This window comes from Flavobacterium frigoritolerans (genome assembly GCF_025847275.1).
Classification (GTDB): Bacteria; Bacteroidota; Bacteroidia; order Flavobacteriales; family Flavobacteriaceae; genus Flavobacterium; species Flavobacterium frigoritolerans.
This window is the reverse complement of record NZ_JAOZEV010000002.1, coordinates 1-17986: the sequence shown is the minus strand read 5'-3', so window position 1 is coordinate 17986 and position 17986 is coordinate 1. Positions and strand designations below refer to the sequence as shown.

The 17986-nt window shown below is 32.6% G+C and carries 15 protein-coding genes; 7 read left to right on the top strand and 8 right to left on the bottom strand.

Translation table 11 applies throughout. From position 1 onward, the window contains the following. Positions 1–102 precede the first annotated feature (102 nt). Genes mutL through OIU80_RS02545 form a run of 4 tightly spaced genes read left to right on the top strand, consistent with a single transcriptional unit; the run spans position 103 to position 4796 of the window. The gene (mutL, locus tag OIU80_RS02560; protein WP_264285529.1) at positions 103–2007 is read left to right on the top strand and encodes a DNA mismatch repair endonuclease MutL; all 1905 of its coding nucleotides are present in this window, start codon (positions 103–105) and stop codon (positions 2005–2007) included. Continuing rightward, positions 2004–2819 (top strand): rhomboid family intramembrane serine protease, encoded by an 816-nt coding sequence (locus OIU80_RS02555; protein WP_264285528.1) that lies wholly within the window; start codon positions 2004–2006, stop codon positions 2817–2819. The genes mutL and OIU80_RS02555 overlap by 4 nt, the downstream gene beginning before the upstream one ends. Before the next feature lie 43 nt (positions 2820–2862). After that, positions 2863–3729: a rhomboid family intramembrane serine protease gene (locus OIU80_RS02550; RefSeq protein ID WP_264285527.1), complete on the top strand. Its 867-nt coding sequence runs from the start codon at positions 2863–2865 to the stop codon at positions 3727–3729. A gap of 20 nt (positions 3730–3749) precedes the next feature. Then, complete coding sequence (locus OIU80_RS02545; protein WP_264285881.1) at positions 3750–4796, top strand: endonuclease/exonuclease/phosphatase family protein; 1047 nt, start codon at positions 3750–3752, stop codon at positions 4794–4796. Positions 4797–4805: 9 nt separating this feature from the next. On the opposite strand, the gene OIU80_RS02540 is transcribed toward OIU80_RS02545, so the two are convergent. The 8 genes from OIU80_RS02540 to OIU80_RS02505 all read right to left on the bottom strand — a co-directional run bounded on the left by OIU80_RS02540 (position 4806) and on the right by OIU80_RS02505 (position 14028). Then, a complete protein-coding gene (locus OIU80_RS02540) occupies positions 4806–5420 on the bottom strand; it encodes a WbqC family protein (protein ID WP_264285526.1) in 615 nt (204 codons plus the stop codon). A 61-nt stretch (positions 5421–5481) separates the two neighbouring features. Beyond that, entirely contained in the window at positions 5482–7086 is a 1605-nt protein-coding gene (gene lepB, locus OIU80_RS02535) for a signal peptidase I (RefSeq protein WP_264285525.1), read from the bottom strand. 43 nt (positions 7087–7129) lie between these two features. Continuing rightward, positions 7130–8686 (bottom strand): signal peptidase I, encoded by a 1557-nt coding sequence (gene lepB / locus OIU80_RS02530; protein WP_264285524.1) that lies wholly within the window; start codon positions 8684–8686, stop codon positions 7130–7132. A gap of 70 nt (positions 8687–8756) precedes the next feature. Next, entirely contained in the window at positions 8757–9455 is a 699-nt protein-coding gene (dapB, locus tag OIU80_RS02525; RefSeq protein WP_264285523.1) for a 4-hydroxy-tetrahydrodipicolinate reductase, read from the bottom strand. Positions 9456–9501: 46 nt separating this feature from the next. Beyond that, positions 9502–10065: a DUF5683 domain-containing protein gene (locus tag OIU80_RS02520; protein ID WP_264285522.1), complete on the bottom strand. Its 564-nt coding sequence runs from the start codon at positions 10063–10065 to the stop codon at positions 9502–9504. Beyond that, complete coding sequence (locus OIU80_RS02515) at positions 10065–10964, bottom strand: ParB/RepB/Spo0J family partition protein (RefSeq protein WP_264285521.1); 900 nt, start codon at positions 10962–10964, stop codon at positions 10065–10067. The genes OIU80_RS02520 and OIU80_RS02515 overlap by 1 nt, the downstream gene beginning before the upstream one ends. A gap of 5 nt (positions 10965–10969) precedes the next feature. Beyond that, complete coding sequence (locus OIU80_RS02510) at positions 10970–11737, bottom strand: ParA family protein (protein WP_035627818.1); 768 nt, start codon at positions 11735–11737, stop codon at positions 10970–10972. Between the two features lie 698 nt (positions 11738–12435). Continuing rightward, on the bottom strand, positions 12436–14028 hold the full coding sequence (locus tag OIU80_RS02505) for a helix-turn-helix domain-containing protein (protein ID WP_264285520.1): 1593 nt from the start codon (positions 14026–14028) through the stop codon (positions 12436–12438). A gap of 671 nt (positions 14029–14699) precedes the next feature. Here OIU80_RS02505 and OIU80_RS02500 point away from each other — a divergent pair. The 3 genes from OIU80_RS02500 to OIU80_RS02490 all read left to right on the top strand — a co-directional run. Further along, positions 14700–14927 (top strand): hypothetical protein, encoded by a 228-nt coding sequence (locus tag OIU80_RS02500; protein ID WP_264285519.1) that lies wholly within the window; start codon positions 14700–14702, stop codon positions 14925–14927. Positions 14928–15566: 639 nt separating this feature from the next. Then, entirely contained in the window at positions 15567–16247 is a 681-nt protein-coding gene (locus tag OIU80_RS02495; RefSeq protein WP_264285518.1) for a hypothetical protein, read from the top strand. Positions 16248–16258: 11 nt separating this feature from the next. Continuing rightward, the coding region (locus tag OIU80_RS02490; RefSeq protein WP_264285517.1) for a DUF11 domain-containing protein at positions 16259–17986 on the top strand (1728 nt) is incomplete at its 3' end.

Here is a 17986-nt window from a genome sequence, read left to right as displayed (position 1 = left end):
TTTTTATGATTCATTAAGTCATAAAAGACAGCAGAAATTCATTAAATTTGTACACTTTGGTTTTAAACCAAGGACCCAAACCATAAACCCAAAATTTTTTTAATGTCGAGTATTATACAATTACTTCCTGATCATGTTGCCAATCAAATTGCTGCTGGAGAAGTGGTTCAAAGACCTGCTTCGGTGGTGAAAGAACTTTTAGAAAACGCAGTTGATGCTAAAGCAACAGATATTAAATTAATCATCAAAGATGCTGGAAAGTCGTTGGTACAAGTCATTGATAATGGTTCTGGGATGAGTGTTACTGATGCACGTTTGTGTTTTGAACGTCATGCAACTTCCAAAATACGTCAGGCCGAAGATTTATTTTCGTTACATACCAAAGGGTTCCGTGGAGAAGCGTTAGCATCTATTGCTGCGATTGCTCATATGGAAATGAAAACGAAGCAAGATCAGGAAGAACTAGGAACGCATATTGTTATCGAAGGCAGTAAGTTTGTTTCGCAGGAAGTAGCTGTCTTGCCAGTAGGAACTTCATTTGCGGTTAAGAATTTGTTTTTTAATATTCCTGCCCGAAGAAACTTTTTGAAGTCGGATACGGTTGAATTCCGTCATGTTATGGATGAGTTTCAGCGTGTAGCTTTGGCACATGCTAATATTCATTTTACTTTTTATCATAACGGAAGTGAAATGTTTAATTTGCCACCTTCTAGCTTTAGGCAACGGGTTGTTGGGGTTTTTGCAGGTAAAACAAATGAAAAATTAGTTCCTGTAAATGAAGAAACAGAAATCGTAGCCATAAAAGGATTTGTAAGTAAACCTGAATTTGCTAAAAAAAGTAGGGGAGAGCAGTTTTTCTTTGTTAACGATCGTTTTATTAAAAGTAGTTATCTGCATCATGCAGTTATGGCAGCTTATGATGGAATTTTAAAAGATGGTGCACAGCCGAGCTATTTCTTGTATTTGTCTGTACCGCCTAATACTATTGATATTAATATTCATCCGACAAAAACTGAAATTAAGTTTGATGACGAGCAGGCTTTATATGCTATTTTAAGAGCTTCAATTAAACACAGTTTGGGGCAGTTTAATGTAGCGCCTGTTTTGGATTTTGATCGTGATGCTAATTTAGATACACCTTATCATTATAAAGATTTAGAAGGAGAAACACCAACAATTCAGGTTGATGGTACTTTTAATCCCTTTACTGATGATAAAACAAATAAACATTATTCTAATGCTGGATCTAGCTTTAGTAGCGGATCTAGTTCAGGTAGCTCAGGCTCTAATTCATATTCTAGTTACAAGAAACCTGAGCCAACAGCTAGTTGGGAAAGTTTATATGTAGGTTTAAAGCAAGACACCGAGGAAATTGGAATGATGTCTTTTGAGAATGAAGAGGTAACTTCGTCTTTATTTAATGATGATGAAATTGAACAAACGGTTCATAAAACCTATCAAATACATAAAAAATATATTGTTTCGCCTATAAAATCCGGAATGGTGATTGTGGATCAACAACGTGCGCACCAACGTATTTTATACGAACAGTTTTTGCATAATATGACCGTTAATCAGGCTTCAAGCCAACAATTGTTGTTTCCTTTGAATTTGTTTTATTCTTCTACGGATATGGAAATTATAAGAGAATTGCAATTATCGCTTGTAAATACTGGTTTTGTATTTGAATCTACAACCGAAGAGCATATTGTAATTTCGGGAATACCTATAAACAGTACCGAAAGTGAAGTTTCGCTGGTTATAGAACAATTGTTAAGTGATTTGCAAGATGGAATTCCTGAAAGTAGTTTTTCTCAAAATGATACAATCGCCAAATCGATGGCAAAAAGTATGGCCGTAAAAACAGGAACTTACTTAACAGAAAAAGAACAAGATAATTTAGTAAACGGACTCTTTGCTTGTAAGGATCCAAATATTTCTCCATTTCAAAAACCAACTTTCATCACCATGCGTGTGGAAGATATAGATAAAAAATTTGCCTTATGATGAATATGACTCCTGTTGTAAAACAATTATTGATAATTAATATTATCTTTTTCCTGGGCTCACAACTAGTACCCGTTTCTTATGAGTATTTCTCGCTTTATTTTCCAGAGAATTATCATTTTAAACTTTGGCAACCTATTACACATATGTTTATGCATGGAGGATTTATGCATATCGCATTTAATATGTTTGCATTAGTTTCTTTCGGTTCGGCCTTAGAACATTTTTGGGGTGGTAAAAAGTTTATATTTTTTTACATTTCATGTGGATTAGGTGCGGCTTTACTACAATTGGGTTTTAATTATTATGAAATACAGAGTGCTTTAGAAGGAGCGTCTGGTTTAGGTTTATCAGATACTTCATTGCACCAGGTATTAAACGTTAATTTCTCCGATGGTATGAGTTATCGTGGGGATTTGTTTATGGATGGTATTAAACCAATTTTAGAGGAAGCAGGAAAAATTAATTTATTAAACGAGGTTAATTTTAAAAGTTTATTTGATGCATCAATAATTAATCAGACTCCTATGGTTGGAGCGTCTGGAGCAATATACGGACTTTTGGTAGCTTTTGCTTTCATGTTTCCTAATGCTGAGTTAGCTCTTATGTTTATTCCGGTGCCAATCAAAGCTAAGTATTTTGTACCAGGAATTATTGCAGTCGATTTGTTTTTAGGCTTCCAAGGAAATTCATTGTTTGGTAGCGGAGGTACAGGAATTGCTCATTTCGCTCACGTTGGTGGAGCACTTGTAGGATATTTGATGATGTGGTATTGGAAAAAGACGCAGTTTAATAATAATCGTTGGAATTAATTTTTTAGCTTCATTATCTAAATTTTAAACATAAAAAACACATATGAATATATTAGACGATTTAAAGTTACAATATAAAATGGGCGGTATTGCTCAGCGAGTAATTTATTGGAATATTGCTTGTTTTTTAGTTTCATTGGTGTTTTTTTACCAGTTTTCGATAGGGCAATTTGCTTTTCCGAGTTGGCTGGCGCTGTCGTCAGAACCTTCGGATTTTTTATTCAAACCTTGGACGTTTCTTACTTATGCTTTTTTCCATGACGGTTTTTTGCATTTGTTGTTTAATATGTTGGTTTTAAATTTTGCTAGTTCTTTATTTTTGACTTTTTTTACCGACAAGCAATATTTGGGATTGTATATTTTAAGTGCAATCTTTGCAGGAGTAGTCTTTGCGCTTAGTTTTTATTTTTTAAGTCTTAGTTCTTCTGTAGTTGGAGCTTCGGCTGCTATTATGGCAATTTTAGTTGCTACAACGACTTACCAACCATTAATGCCGGTTCGCTTGTTGCTCATTGGTAATGTTAAGTTATGGCATATTACTGTTGTTATTTTAGTATTAGACTTAATGCAGTTTCGATTAGGTAATATGGGAGGTCACATATCTCATCTTGCTGGTGCTGTTTTTGGATTCGTTTTTATTAAATTATTGCAAAGTGGTTTTGATTTAAGTAAGATTGTAACTCGTGTTTTAGATTTTTTTACTAATTTATTTAAGAAATCTTCATCGACGCCTTTTAAAAAGGTGCATAAAAATTACAATAATGTACCTACTCAAAGAACGACCTCTAAAATTGTTACTAAAGACAAAACGCAACAGCAAATAGATGAAATTTTAGATAAGATTAGCCAGTCAGGTTATGATTGTTTAACAAAGGAAGAAAAAGAATTTTTATTTAAAGCTGGGAAATAAAAATTATTAATTAGAGGATGATGAAAAATCTTTCATGGTTTAATAAAATAATGTTCTTTTTGAATATAGTACTTACTGTATTGACGTTCAGTGCTTATATTTTACCATTTTTAGCTCCTAAGATGTTTCCTCTTTTATCGGTATTGACTTTATTCATGCCGTTGTTTTTTGTATTCAATGGGTTATTCTTTTTTTATTGGGCAATTCAGTTTAAGAAACGAATGATTCTATCGGGATTAGTTCTCTTGATGGGAATTACTTTTATAAATAAATTCTATAAATTTTCGACTAAAGAGTACGTTAAAAACGAAAAGGATTTTACGGTAATGAGTTATAATGTGCGATTGTTTAATGTTTTTAAATGGATTGACAGAGAAGACGTCCCTCTTGATATAAAAGCTTTTATAGATGAAAAAAATCCTGATATTTTATGTATTCAGGAATTTTCAAATTCAGCTCATATTGATTTAAAAGCTTATCCACATAGATACATATTTATGGAAGGGAATAAAATTAAAACCGGTCAGGCAATTTTTTCTAAGTTTCCCATATTGTATCAAGGGAATATTGTTTTTCCTAATTCGAATAATAATGTAATCTATGCCGATATTAAGCGTGGTAAGGATATTATAAGAGTTTATAATATGCACTTGCAGTCGATTAAGATCTCGCCAGATGTAGATGAAATTTCTGAAAATATTGATGTGATGAATCAGGAAAAATCACAACGTATTCTTTCTCGAATAAGTAAGGCATTCAAGCAACAGCAAGAGCAGGCAGAAATTTTTAGAGAGAATAAAAAAGAATGCACTTACCCTCTTATAATATGTGGGGACATGAATAATAGTCCGTTCTCATACGTATATCGTAATATAAAAGGGAAACTAAAGGATAGTTTTGAAGAAGCAGGTGAAGGATTTGGAGCTACATATAAGTTTCGTTACTATCCTGCGAGAATCGATTATATTTTTGCCGATAATAAAATGAAAGTAAAGAAATTTGAAAGTTTTTCAGATTTTGAGAACTCAGACCATTTTCCTGTTTTAGCAACACTTTCTATGGAATAGTACAGAAAATTATATTTTCTGATTCTTTAAATATTCCATTGCATACTTTCCTTCATTAAAAATTAGGTCTAATACACTTAGGTTATTTATAAAACCATGTTTGTCATCAAAAACCTGAGTATAGGTTTCAAATGCGTTAGTGTCCTTTTTTCCGTTTGCTAAGGCTCTAAAGTCTAAAATAGCACTATCTGTATCATGAAAGTATTCGGTAGTCTTATTGTAGTCTAATTTCATTCGTAGGCATTTCGTAACAATATCCAAGGTCTCAAAATTTACGTCGATTAAAAATTGATGTTTTTTTTCAAAAAAAGGACGGATATCATCTTCAAAAAACTCAAAAAAGGGTGAACTTCTATACGCTGCTTCTAATGATTTAAAATGTTGCTTTTGCCAATCAAATTCATTTTCTATTTGAATCTCTTTGGTTTTTTGATGTGCATTTTTAGAATGCTTTACAGGTATGTTTAGTAATTGTATTCCGTTTGGGCTATAGATGTAAGTGCGATTTCTGTTAGTTTGTTTTTGGAAATTATCTTCTATTTCAAACGTAATGGTTTCAGATTGTGCCATTACAGCACAGTGACTAATTGATGGGAAATAGGTTGGAAGTAATAGTGAATTCATGTGATTTTTGTTTGATTGGTTAATTTAAGTAAACAATTAACCAGTTCAACGAATAAATGGATTATGCTTTTTTCTCTTTTCTTTTTTTCCAGAAGTACTCGCCAATAAAGTAGGCAGCCAAAAGAAACAAGAAATGCTTAAAGTATGATTGTGGCTGTCCTTCACCATCTACAGTAGTAAAAACTCTATCCCAACGAACTTTATTAAGTCCTTTGCCGTGAGTATCCCAGCTCATCCATATAAATACAGGTTTTCCGATTACGTGATCAAAAGGTACAAAACCCCAATATCTGGCATCGATTGAGTTGTCTCTGTTATCACCCATCATCCAGTAGTAATTTTGCTTAAAGGTATAGGTTGTAGCAACCTTACCATTAATAAAAATTTGATTTACTTTTACTTCTAAATCATTGCCTTCATATTCTGTAATTAGGCGTTTATAAACAGGAAGAACATTTAAATTGATGTCAATCGTTTTTCCTTCTTCAGGAATATAAAGTGGTCCAAAAAAATCATTGTTCCAGTTGTAATTTTTGTTATGTGGGAATATTTTAGGATCTCTATCGCCTTTGTTTTCTTTTCTTAGTTCTAGGCTTTCTATGTAAGGATTGTTTTTGGCCTTGCTAACTGCTTCTGGAGTTGCCTGTACGTAATAGCTATCGGTTTTAGGGTCGTAACCTACATCATCAGTAATATCATATTGTCTTAATAGATTAGCGATTTCTTCATATGAAGAGAACTTAACCTTGAATTTAATAGTGTAAGAAAACTGTAGTCTAACTCTTTCAGTTTGTTTCATTTCTTTTCCATCAATAAAAACAAGTCCATTTCTTATTTCTAAGGTATCTCCAGGAACTCCAACACATCTTTTTACTAAGTTGGTTTTTTTGTCGATTGGTTTGTAATAATTTCTATCTGGCGAAAAATTATTCATGTCCAAAAGCGTATCTGCTGGTTGGTTAAAAACAACAATATCATTGCGTTTTATTTCTTGAAAACCAGGTAGCCTTAAATAGGGTAGTTGAAGCTTGTTTAATAATGAAGTCTTTTTTTGAGTTACATCATCATTAAATAAATACGATCTCTTTTTTAATCCTGGAATTGTATCATGTACCATAGGCAAAGCTACAGTTGTCATTGGTACTCTTGGACCATAATTCAGTTTACTTACAAATAGAAAATCGCCAACTAGCAATGTTTTTTCTAATGAAGAACTTGGTATCGTAAATGGTTGAATAATATACGTATGAACTAAAGTTGCAACAATTATAGCAAAAAGAAGCGAGCTAAATGTTTCAGCGGTTTTATTCTCGGGTTTTAAACTTCTATTGGCATTGTATTCTAGTTTTTGAGTATAGTTTACATAATAGATGTAAAATCCAAAGGTAACAAGTCCTAGAATAGTGTCTAATGTCGTTTTTTTTCCAAAAGTTCGTAACGTTTCAATCCAAACTACAGGAAACATAATCAGGTTAATAATCGGAATAAAAAGTAACAACGTCCACCAAGTAGGTCGACTGATAATTTTCATTAATACAATGGCATTGTAAACAGGAATAGCAGCTTCCCAGCTTTTTCTTCCGGCAGCCACATATAATTTCCATGTTCCTATAAAATGGATTACTTGAACAATTAGGAAGAATATAAACCACGAATAAAATGTCATATCAATTTTTTTAAGTCAAGATTATTTTTTTAAGTCCTAGCTGCTATAGGTTCTTTTTCTCTTTTCTTTTTTTCCAGAAATATTCTCCAATGAAAAAGGCTGCAAGGGCAAATAAGAAATATTTGAAGTACGATTGTGGTTGGCCATCACCATTTACAGTAGTGAAAACTCTGTCCCAACGAACTTTATTTATTCCTTTGCCATTAGTGTCCCAACTCATCCAGATGAATACTGGTTTTCCAACAATATGATTTTCTGGAACATAACCCCAGTAACGGCTATCTTCTGAGTTATGACGGTTATCTCCCATCATCCAGTAATAATCTTGTTTAAAAGTATATGTTGTTGCAACTTTGCCATTAATACTTATTTCAGAACCGTTTACTTGCAAATCGTTTCCTTCGTATTCTTTTATAATCGCCTTATAAAAAGGTAAAGATTTGGTTGTTAATGCAACAGTTTTTCCTTTTTGAGGAATGTATATCGGACCAAAATTATCTGCATTCCAATTATCCAATTGTGGAAAAATACCTGGATCTACACCTCTTGCAATTTCTCTTTTCACATAAGTAATACCAGGAACATTTCTTAATCTTGCTGCGCTGGCTTCAGTTAAAGCTCTAAAATAAAGGGTGTCTTTTTTTACATCATCTTTAAAACCTGTGCCATCAGTAATGTCTAATTCTCTTAATAAAGATTCAAAATCGATAGGAGTTTTTCCATCCAAAGCAACTGCGTAAGAGTATTGTGGTTTTGCTCTCTCTGGTAAAACTAATACTTTTCCGTTAATGTAAACGATTCCGTCTTTTATCGCTAGGCTATCGCCAGGAATACCAACGCATCTTTTTACATAATTTGATTTTTTATCAATTGGTTTGTCTGCTCTTCTTCCAGAAGTATCAAAAAACTTATAAACTGTATCCATTGGCCAGTTAAAGACAACAATATCAGTTCGTTTTATTTGCTCAAAAGCAGGAAGTCTAAAATATGGTAATTGTGGCCATTTTAGATATGATTTCTGTTTAGTCATTGGTATAGAGTCATGAACCATTGGTAAGGCAACAGTTGTCATGGGAACTCTGGGACCGTAGTTTAACTTGCTTACGAATAAGAAATCACCAATAAGTAATGATTTTTCTAATGAAGAAGTTGGAATTGTATAAGGTTGTACAATATAAGTATGAACTAAAGTAGCTACAATTATAGCAAAAAGAAGTGAGCTAACTGTATCAGCAGTTTTGCTTTCAGGAACTAGACTTCTATTTGGATTATGAACTAATTTTTGAGTGTAATTTACATAATAGATATAAAAACCGAAAGTTACAAGACCTAGGACGGTATCTAAAGTAGATTTCTTTCCAAAAGATCTTAAGGTTTCAATCCATATAACAGGAAACATAATCAAGTTAATGATTGGAATAAAAAGTAATATTGTCCACCAAGTTGGTCGGCCAATAATTTTCATTAGTATGATCGCATTATATACAGGGATTGCTGCTTCCCAACTTTTTCTTCCTGCAGCTTCATATAATTTCCAAGTCCCTATAAAGTGAATAACTTGCACTGCTAAGAAGAATACAAACCATAAATATAGTGTCATACTAATTTGTTTTAAAGTTTAAAATATAGATTTTCGATAAACGAATTTTTATATTTCTAATGTTATTTATTTAAAATTCTAAGACATCTTTCATTGTGAAGATACCTTGTTTTCCAGCAAGCCATTCTGCAGCGATTACTGCTCCAAGAGCAAAACCTTCTCGATTATGTGCTGTATGTTTGATTTCTATACTATCAATGCCTGAATTGTATGTTACAGTATGTGTTCCGGGAACAGTACCAATTCTTTTGGCTTCGATATGAATTTCTGTAGGTTTTGCCTCGTCTAGAGTCCAGTTGGTGTAGGGGCTATTTTCGATTACACCTTTGGCTAATGAAATAGCGGTTCCGCTTGGAGCATCTAATTTTTGAGTATGATGGATTTCTTCCATTTCTACTTTGTAGCTATCAAATTTAGACATGATTCTGGCTAAATGCTCGTTAACTTCAAAGAAGATATTTACGCCTAAGCTAAAATTTGAACTAGAAATGAATCCTCCCTTTTTTTCATTGCAAAGAGTAACCATTTCATCATAATGTTCTAACCAGCCTGTTGTTCCAGAAACGACAGGAACATTGTTGTTAAAACAATTTGAAATGTTTGCAACTGCAGCTGTTGGAACACTAAAATCAATGGCTACATTGGCGGTTTCAAGTCCTTCGTAAGTATTGAATTCGTCTTTTTTTAAGACAATTTCATGGCCTCTTTCTAAAGCAATTCTTTCGATTACCTGCCCCATTTTTCCGTATCCTAAAAGCGCAATTTTCATTTGTGTGTTTGTTTTATATTTTAAAAGTGTAGTTTAATACTGCAATCTAAAAGTGGTAATTAAATGTTAGTCCGACGTTTGGTCTTAATGTTACATCGTCAGGATAAATTTCTGGGCGTAATGATAATCTTTCGTTGACGTTAAATTGTATCAATGCTGCGTCAACATTTGCATCTATTATATTTAAAACATAAAAGCCCAAGGTTACCAGGGCAGATAGATCTCGATTACGTTGATAAAATTTTTGACCTGCAATAAGTCTGCTATCGTCTAGATACTGAAATTCGTCATTATTGTGGCCTTCTAGTCTTCGTTTATAAGCATCTCTATATTGATGATACTTCTTGTTGTTATCAATATAGAAATATAAACTTGTTCCGATGGCTCCATAAACAAGGGGGATTTTCCAGTATTTTTTATTGTATGCTTGTCCTAAACCTGGCAAGATAGCTGAGTAAAAAGCTGCTTTTGCAGGAGTAAGCGGGTCTATATCATTGGACTTTAAGGTGTCCTTTGCTATCAAGGCAGCATCTTCTTTTTTTGACTGAGCAAAAACAGTTGCGCTTCCTAATAGAAAAAATAATAGACCTATGGGAATTATCTTATTCACTACCCGTTAATTAATTTGATGATTCTGGCAAAGTCTTCTTCTGAATGGAACGGAATTGTAATTTTTCCTTTTCCATTTCCAGCTACTTTTATGTCAACTTTTGCGCCAAAATAATTTGTAAATGTACTTTTTTGATCTTCTTCAATATCAAATGAAGAAGCTTTTGGCTTTCCTTCAGGTTTTGGTTTTAAACTTTCGTGGTAATTTTTTACCAAAGCTTCTGTTTCGCGTACAGATAAATTACGGCTAACGATTTTTTGATAAATGTCGGTTTGAACATCTAAATCCTCAATGTTTATAATTGCACGACCATGTCCCATACTGATAAAACCATCACGAATACCAGTTTGGATAATCGGATCTAGTTTTAAAAGACGTAAGTAGTTTGCAATTGTAGAACGTTTTTTACCAACACGGTCACTCATTTGTTCTTGAGTTAACTGTATTTCATCAATTAAACGTTGGTAAGAAAGTGCAATCTCTATCGGGTCTAAGTCATGACGTTGAATGTTTTCAACTAATGCCATAACCAACGACTCGTTGTCATTTGCAATTCGGATGTATGCAGGTACAGTATTTAAGCCAACTAATGTTGAAGCTCGTAAACGACGTTCTCCAGAAATTAATTGGTATTTATTAAAGTCTAATTTTCGAACAGTTATAGGTTGAATCACACCAAGTTCTTTGATAGAAGTGGCTAGCTCGCGTAACGATTCTTCATTAAAATTGCTTCGGGGTTGAAACGGATTTATTTCGATAGCACTAATTTCAAGCTCTATGATATTTCCAACAACCTTATCAGCATTTTTATCATCTACGGATTTGATATCGTTTTCCGGATCTTTTAATAATGCAGACAATCCTCTTCCTAAGGCTTGTTTTTTAATCGCTTTTGTCATAAAAACTATTTACTGTTTTTCTTTATAATTTCTTGAGCCAAGTTTATGTAATTAACAGCTCCTTTACTCGTAGCGTCATAGTTTATAATGCTTTCGCCAAAACTAGGAGCTTCGCTTAATTTTACATTTCGTTGGATAACGGTATCAAAAACCATATCATTAAAGTGTTTTTGAACCTCTTCAACAACTTGATTTGATAATCGTAATCTCGAATCGTACATGGTTAGCAACAATCCTTCAATATCCAAGTCAGGGTTGTGAATTTTTTGGATGCTTTTAATCGTGTTTAGTAATTTTCCTAAACCTTCAAGTGCAAAATATTCACATTGAATTGGAATAACTACAGAGTCAGCCGCTGTTAAAGCATTTAAAGTTAAAAGCCCTAATGAAGGAGCACAATCAATAATGATATAATCGTACTCGTCTTTAACACTTTCTAATGCTTTTTTTAGCATATATTCTCTGTTTTCTTTATCGACCAACTCGATTTCGATAGCAACAAGGTCAATGTGAGCCGGAATCACATCCACGTTTGGAGCCGTACATTGAATAATAGCTTCTTTTGGTGTATGACTATGTTCCAGTATTTGATAGGTTCCGATCTCAACAACTTCTACGTCAATACCAAGTCCTGATGTAGCATTTGCTTGAGGGTCAGCATCTATTAGTAATACTTTTTTTTCTAAAACACCTAATGAGGCTGCAAGATTTACAGATGTTGTAGTCTTTCCAACGCCTCCTTTTTGATTAGCAATCGCAATGATTTTGCCCATTTATTTTCTGAATTTTGAACCGTAAAAATACGATTATTTATGGTTTTTGAAAATCTATTTTGTTAACATTTGTTAAACCCTGATTAATCGTCGTTTGACAGCGTACTATTTTTAAATTATGCATTATTCTCAAAAGATGATTTCAATTTGTTTGTTCCGGGTTTTGTTTTTTTATTTGTGTGTGGTTTGAAATAATAACTTTTTAGAGAGAGCTGATTGTCAATCGATTGTTGTTTAATGTTTTGAAAGGGAGTCTTTATGATATAAGTTGTATTGCATTTTAAAGAATGATTTAGGTTAGTTAATTGTTCTTTTCAGGATTCGGCTTTTGATGATAGTATATTCTTGAAACTTCGAAAGACGGAGGTTTTTTTAGTAACTATTACTAGATTCTTCTTTCTTTAGTAATCGGGAGGGGGAGTTTATGCTGATTTCTTCATGTAATAAGATTTAATCAAATCTTTGTATAAAATGTATTGGCAAATGGATGGAGCATTGTAGGAGGTAAAAATGATAACATTTTAATACTATATAATATGTTTAGGTAGTTTATATCTGTATATAAGACACTGTTGAAGCATAAAAAAAAGTCTTTTCAAACTTATGAAAAGACTTTTGATTGCCATTGAGTCAACATTTGTAAAATTTATGCTAGATCAATATAGTTTTTGTTGATTAAACTAATTCTATATTATTTGTTATAATTGGTTTTGATAGCTTATTTTGTTCGAATCTGCTTTTGGTTCTTCTTTAAGATAGGTAATGAAAGCTAGAGGAGACAGGCCTGTGACTTTTTTGAAAATAATGGTAAAACGACTATGAGACGAAAAACCGCATTTTTCACCTAGATAGCTAATTTTGTATTTAAGGAAATTGGGGTCAGCTTGTAGGCGGTCTACAATATAATTAATTCTTAGTTCATTGATGTAATTAGCGAAATCTTTTTCTTTGTGTTTGTTGATTACATAGGATAAATAGCGGTGATTGATACCTAGTTCTGCTGCCATTACATTTAATGATGTCTCTTTCCCAAGATAATATTCTTGTTGTTCTAATTCTTCTATCTTTTTTAAAATACTTTCTTCAGTTTCTTGAGACATGTATTCTTTGGTTGTGTCTTTTTTGGGCTCAAAGTCAATTTGAGTAGCTACTAATTTGATCTGATGTGGTATATCTTTTTTTGAAATATAATCTTTGAACTTTTTGTAATCCTGTTTTCGTTTATAGGCGTAAATCCCTAATGTAACTAGAATTGCTAGAATACAAATAGTAATAATAATCAAATTGATTTTTTTATATTTTGAGTTGCTGTTTTTTTCTTTGGCGTGGAGTGTTGAAATTAAATTATCCGCAATGAGCTTGCGGTTACCTTCTTCATTGTCGGTGAATTCGTTGTACTTTTCACTGTAAAAGACATATTTTTGGTTGTTTTTAGTTTGTTTGTAGTATTTTAAAAGTGAATTGTATACCTCATGTTGTAAGGTGTGAAATTTAGAAGTTTCTGCTATTTTTTCAGCTTCGATATAGTTTTCCTTTGCTTTTGGGTATTCTTTATATGCAGTGTAGACATTGCCCAAACCATTATAGATGAATCCTTTTAAAGGGCTCTCTGGAGATTGCGATTCACTGAGTAGGTTTAGAGCTTTTTTATATAAAACTAGTGCTGAATCTACTTGATGCATTGCAAGATAGTTTTTGGCTATGACCTCACTGTTTACAGCTAAATGAAAAGGTTTGTCTATGTTGGAACTTATTTTTTCAAATAATTTGTTTCCCTTTCTAAGGTATGCGTTGGCTTTGTTATAATTATGATCATCTATTTCATAATAGGCTAACTCTTGATGTAAGTTTCCTTGAAAACGGAACATTTCATCTTTGTCTTTTATTTTTTTACTAGAATTAAGTGCTTTTTCTAAAAATGTTTTACCCAAACTGGGGATACCAATCTCGCGATGGAGTGTAGATAAGAATCCGTTGATCCGTGATAACATTGCATAATTTTTGTCAATAGTTGCTAAGCTATCTGCTTTCATTAGTGAACGTATGGCTTCATTGTTAATGTCATATTGTCGTAGAACAGTAGCTCTGAGCATGCATGCTTTGATACGCTCGGAATTATTTTTGGAAATTCTATATAATAAATTCGTGTTGGTGAGTGCTTTTTTTGGATTTGTACTCACCAATACTTGGGCAGTTTCAGAATAAATTTTATCATATTCTGAGTCTTGTGCGTAGCATTGAAAATGTAATAAGTTAGCAATTAAAAAGTAGAATACTATTTTTAGGCGCATACGGTAGGGGATAAATTAAACGAATTTTAGATATTATATGTGTGTCAAATACTAGGATGTTTTATGAAATATTGTCTTTGTTTAAATTGGTAGGCATCGGTATTACAAAATATTTTCATCTCTGAGTTTGATTTTTGAATGCTTTGTTTCAGTCTGTTTTGAGGAGGAATAGTTTAATTAAAAAGTTTTTGATTCTACTTAATTATTTTACGGAAAATACTTCACAAAGCTATCTAATGAAAGCTTTTAAAATGCTTTGTTTTTTTACGTATTGCGCAATATAAACAATATTTGGATAAAATTTTAAGAATATCTCATTTTTTAACGTATAATTCGTGTTAAAAAAAAGAAAGGATTAGCGCGATTTTATGTTTTTAGGAATGTTTTTTTATGGAATTTCTTTATTTTTTGGATTAGAACCACATTTTCACTACATAAATTAACGATTAAGGGATCGCTGTTTTCTAAATTACGCAATAAAAAAATAGTAAGTTTTGTAAAATGGAGTGCGATTTATTTTCTTCGTTAAAATAGAATTCTAACAATTTTAAAGCTCAAAATGGAGTATTAATGAAAAGTAGAAATAGTTTAATGGAAGTGATTTTGGACTATCAAAAGGAATAGATCAACTAATAGAAAGTTGTAATGGAGATTAATAAAAAACTTTTCATATGAAAGGAATAACAGTAGTTCAAAAAGTAAAATTGTTTTGTGATCAGGATGATCTAGGAGAACAAGAAGTTTTTATTAGTGTAGATGACCATTGTGGAATTTGGCTGAACATTAGTCATAATGGTTATGAAATGTCTCTTAGTTTGGCCAATTGGGAAAAATTAATAGCATTATCTAAAATTGCCAGATCAAAAATTATTAGGTCTAAAATTTCTAATAGTCGATGATCTTTAAAAAAATCAATAAAAGTTTTAATTCAATAGAAGGTGCGAATGGTTTAAAAGTAGAGATATATTTTATCGAAACTTAGATTTTTTAATGATACACAGGAATTGGAGATTTAGTATTGTGTCGGTCAAGATTGAGATGGAGAAGCGCAGCCTGTTAAACTCGTTAAATAGTATTATGCTATTTAACGAGTTTTTATTTTATAATATAACAATCTCTCTTGTAGAATTCTTATCAATCTCGTCTAATTGTCTTTTGAATTTTAGGTTTGTAAGAAAGAATTGAAAATTCCGGTTAAACATACTTTTTAGGAATTACAAGTCATTTTTCAATAAACTCCATGTATTTATTATAGTATAAAATGGCTTTTTACTGTGTTTAAAGTAACCTTCTGTCTCAATTAGTTGAGGGTAATTTTCTTTTTGCTTCTTGTAACTAATTGATTTTTAGCGTATTGATTTCTTTATCAATTACGAATAATTTCTTTCTTACGTAATTGATAAAGAGTTCCAATGTTTTCATAAACTACAAATCATAAGCTTTGTATGCATGTTACAAACAGCTATGGTGTTGAACAAAAATGCGGTAAAATGATCAAAATTATTAATTCAAAATGTAAAGCTTAAATTATGCAAACTATGATGAAGTACTTTTTGCTTTTCAACTTACTTATGATAAGTTTTCAGGTTGGAGCGCAAAACGAGAGAAGTAATGATAATTATTTTAATAGTAGAACGAATAAGCAATTCTATAAGATAATTTCATTTGGAGAGAAGATCAATTTTGGAAATTTCGATTCTTCAGTTAGATGGACAATTATAAATTCGAAAGAGAGAATTGCGATGGCTTTAACAGGAAGTCAGATTAATGATTATGTATTTCAAGAACCTGGAGAATATGAAATAGAATTCATTGAAATCAAAAAAAATAATGAAGAATGCAGCCATCCTCTGTTTAAGGATAAAATGATTGTTAAGGTGAGTTCTGTGAAATTATCTTTCGATTTTTCGAAAATAAAATTTACAGAGAAATTGGAAAGAGGGCGAAATTATGAAGATTTTATAATCAGTATCCCTATAACAATTTCAACAAAGGATAATTCGATTACAAATTTAACAGCGCCAGCTTTATCAATAACAGGAATTGGGACCTCGCTAACGGCTAAAGCATTAAATGAAACAATTGAGATTAAGAATGGAGTTCAATTGTTTAAGTACAAAGTATCGGGGGGGATATCTAAGGAGACATATCTAATGTTCGATTTCTATGACTTCAATAGTCAGGTTCAAACCTATAATCTTCGTCAATTAATAAATTAATAGTGTTAGTTATGATAAAATACTACTCAGCAACTAAATATTCAATATGTGTATTTTTCATGTTATTCATGTTTATCCATGCGGCAAATTCACAGTGTTCTTCACCACCAGTAGGGTGTCCAAATATAGATTTGTCAAATTTTGGAGTTGATTCGGATAATAATGCGGCGACAATAGAATATGATAATTTTATATCTTCTTTTCATACCACGATTGTAAGAACTTCAGATGGATCTTTACAAACTTGGGGTGAGAATGTAGGAAACGATGGAGTCGCCAATGTATTGGCACCATTGACAATTAATGGTGCAAATTTCCCTGGATTGGGAACTGCAATTCCTTTAAAGGCTGGTTTGGGAAGTAATTCAGCAAATAATGTTCAGGGAGTTATTTTGGCAACTGATGGATTATATGCATGGTCTAAGGAAGGAATTGTTTTGGATGCATCTATTACTTCGAGTACAACATTTCAGAAAATACAAATCCAAGGAAATGCAAACGGATTGCCAGCAGGAGTGAATCCAGGTGATGTTAAAATGATGTTTGCTACTTACCAGACACTTGTCATTACAACTTGTAGTGGAGATGTTTGGGTGATTTCTCAAAATGCTAATGTAAGAGGTAATGGAGGTGTCGGGGATGCCTTAACTTGGTATAAAGTTACTACTGCTGTTAGTGGAAATCCGTTTTTAGATAATGTGGTTGCCTGCAGAGGAAATGTCAATGGTTTAATGGCATTAAAATCTGATGGTACAGTATATGTTTGGGGTGAAAATGTATTGTTAGGAAATAATTCAGCAATCATTCCAATTCAAAATAGAGCAATTCAAATGACTTTGCCTTCAGGAGTAATACCAAAAATGATTGGATCTACTGGAAGTATTACTAGTAGGTCATATTATATTTTGTCAACTGATGAAAATTTGTATGCATTAGGAAAGAATTCATCAAGACAATTAGGAGATTGGACAACAACTGACAGATTAAGCTGGGTGCAACCACGTTATACCTCGGCTGCTGGTCAAGTTATGAATAACATCAAATGGTTTAGTTCACAAGAACATGATAGACAATATGCGAGTGTCAATATTATTAATAATGCCAAAAATCTTTATGCTTTTGGTGATAATAATAATTCTTTATTAGGGGTTGTAGCAGATCCTGCTAATCCTGTTATGCCGAATGGGATTTCTATTACGGACAATATTTTAGCTGTTGAAACTGGTGGACACACTTCTATGATTGTGAGAAAATGTGATCTAAAGTTTGGTTATGCGGGCCACAGAATTAGAGGAAGTATGGGAGATGGTACCAATGCCAGCACAACAGAAGCTGCTTATAATTTTGCTACAGCTGCTGTACAAATTTGTGGAGTAGAATCTATACCAGTTATACAACCTGCCTCAACAGGAGGAGGGCCTAATTCTAATTATTGTGTAGGATCTTCAGTAGTATTGGAGCCATCTCCAGCTGGAGGTACATTGACAGTTTTAAGTGGGCCAGGTAATTTGGTGACCAATACTTTGAATTTTACTGGAGTAGGTGTCGTTAAAGTTCAGTATTCGGTAGCTACAGACTGTGGTGGCACATCGGTGACTACAAAAGATTTTCAGACAGAAAGTTGTAACGCTGATTTAAAAGTTATAAAAGTGTCAAACAATGCTACTCCTAATGTGGGCAGTAATGTAACGTTTACTATCACGGCATCAAATGCAGGGCCAAGTAATGCAACAGGAGTG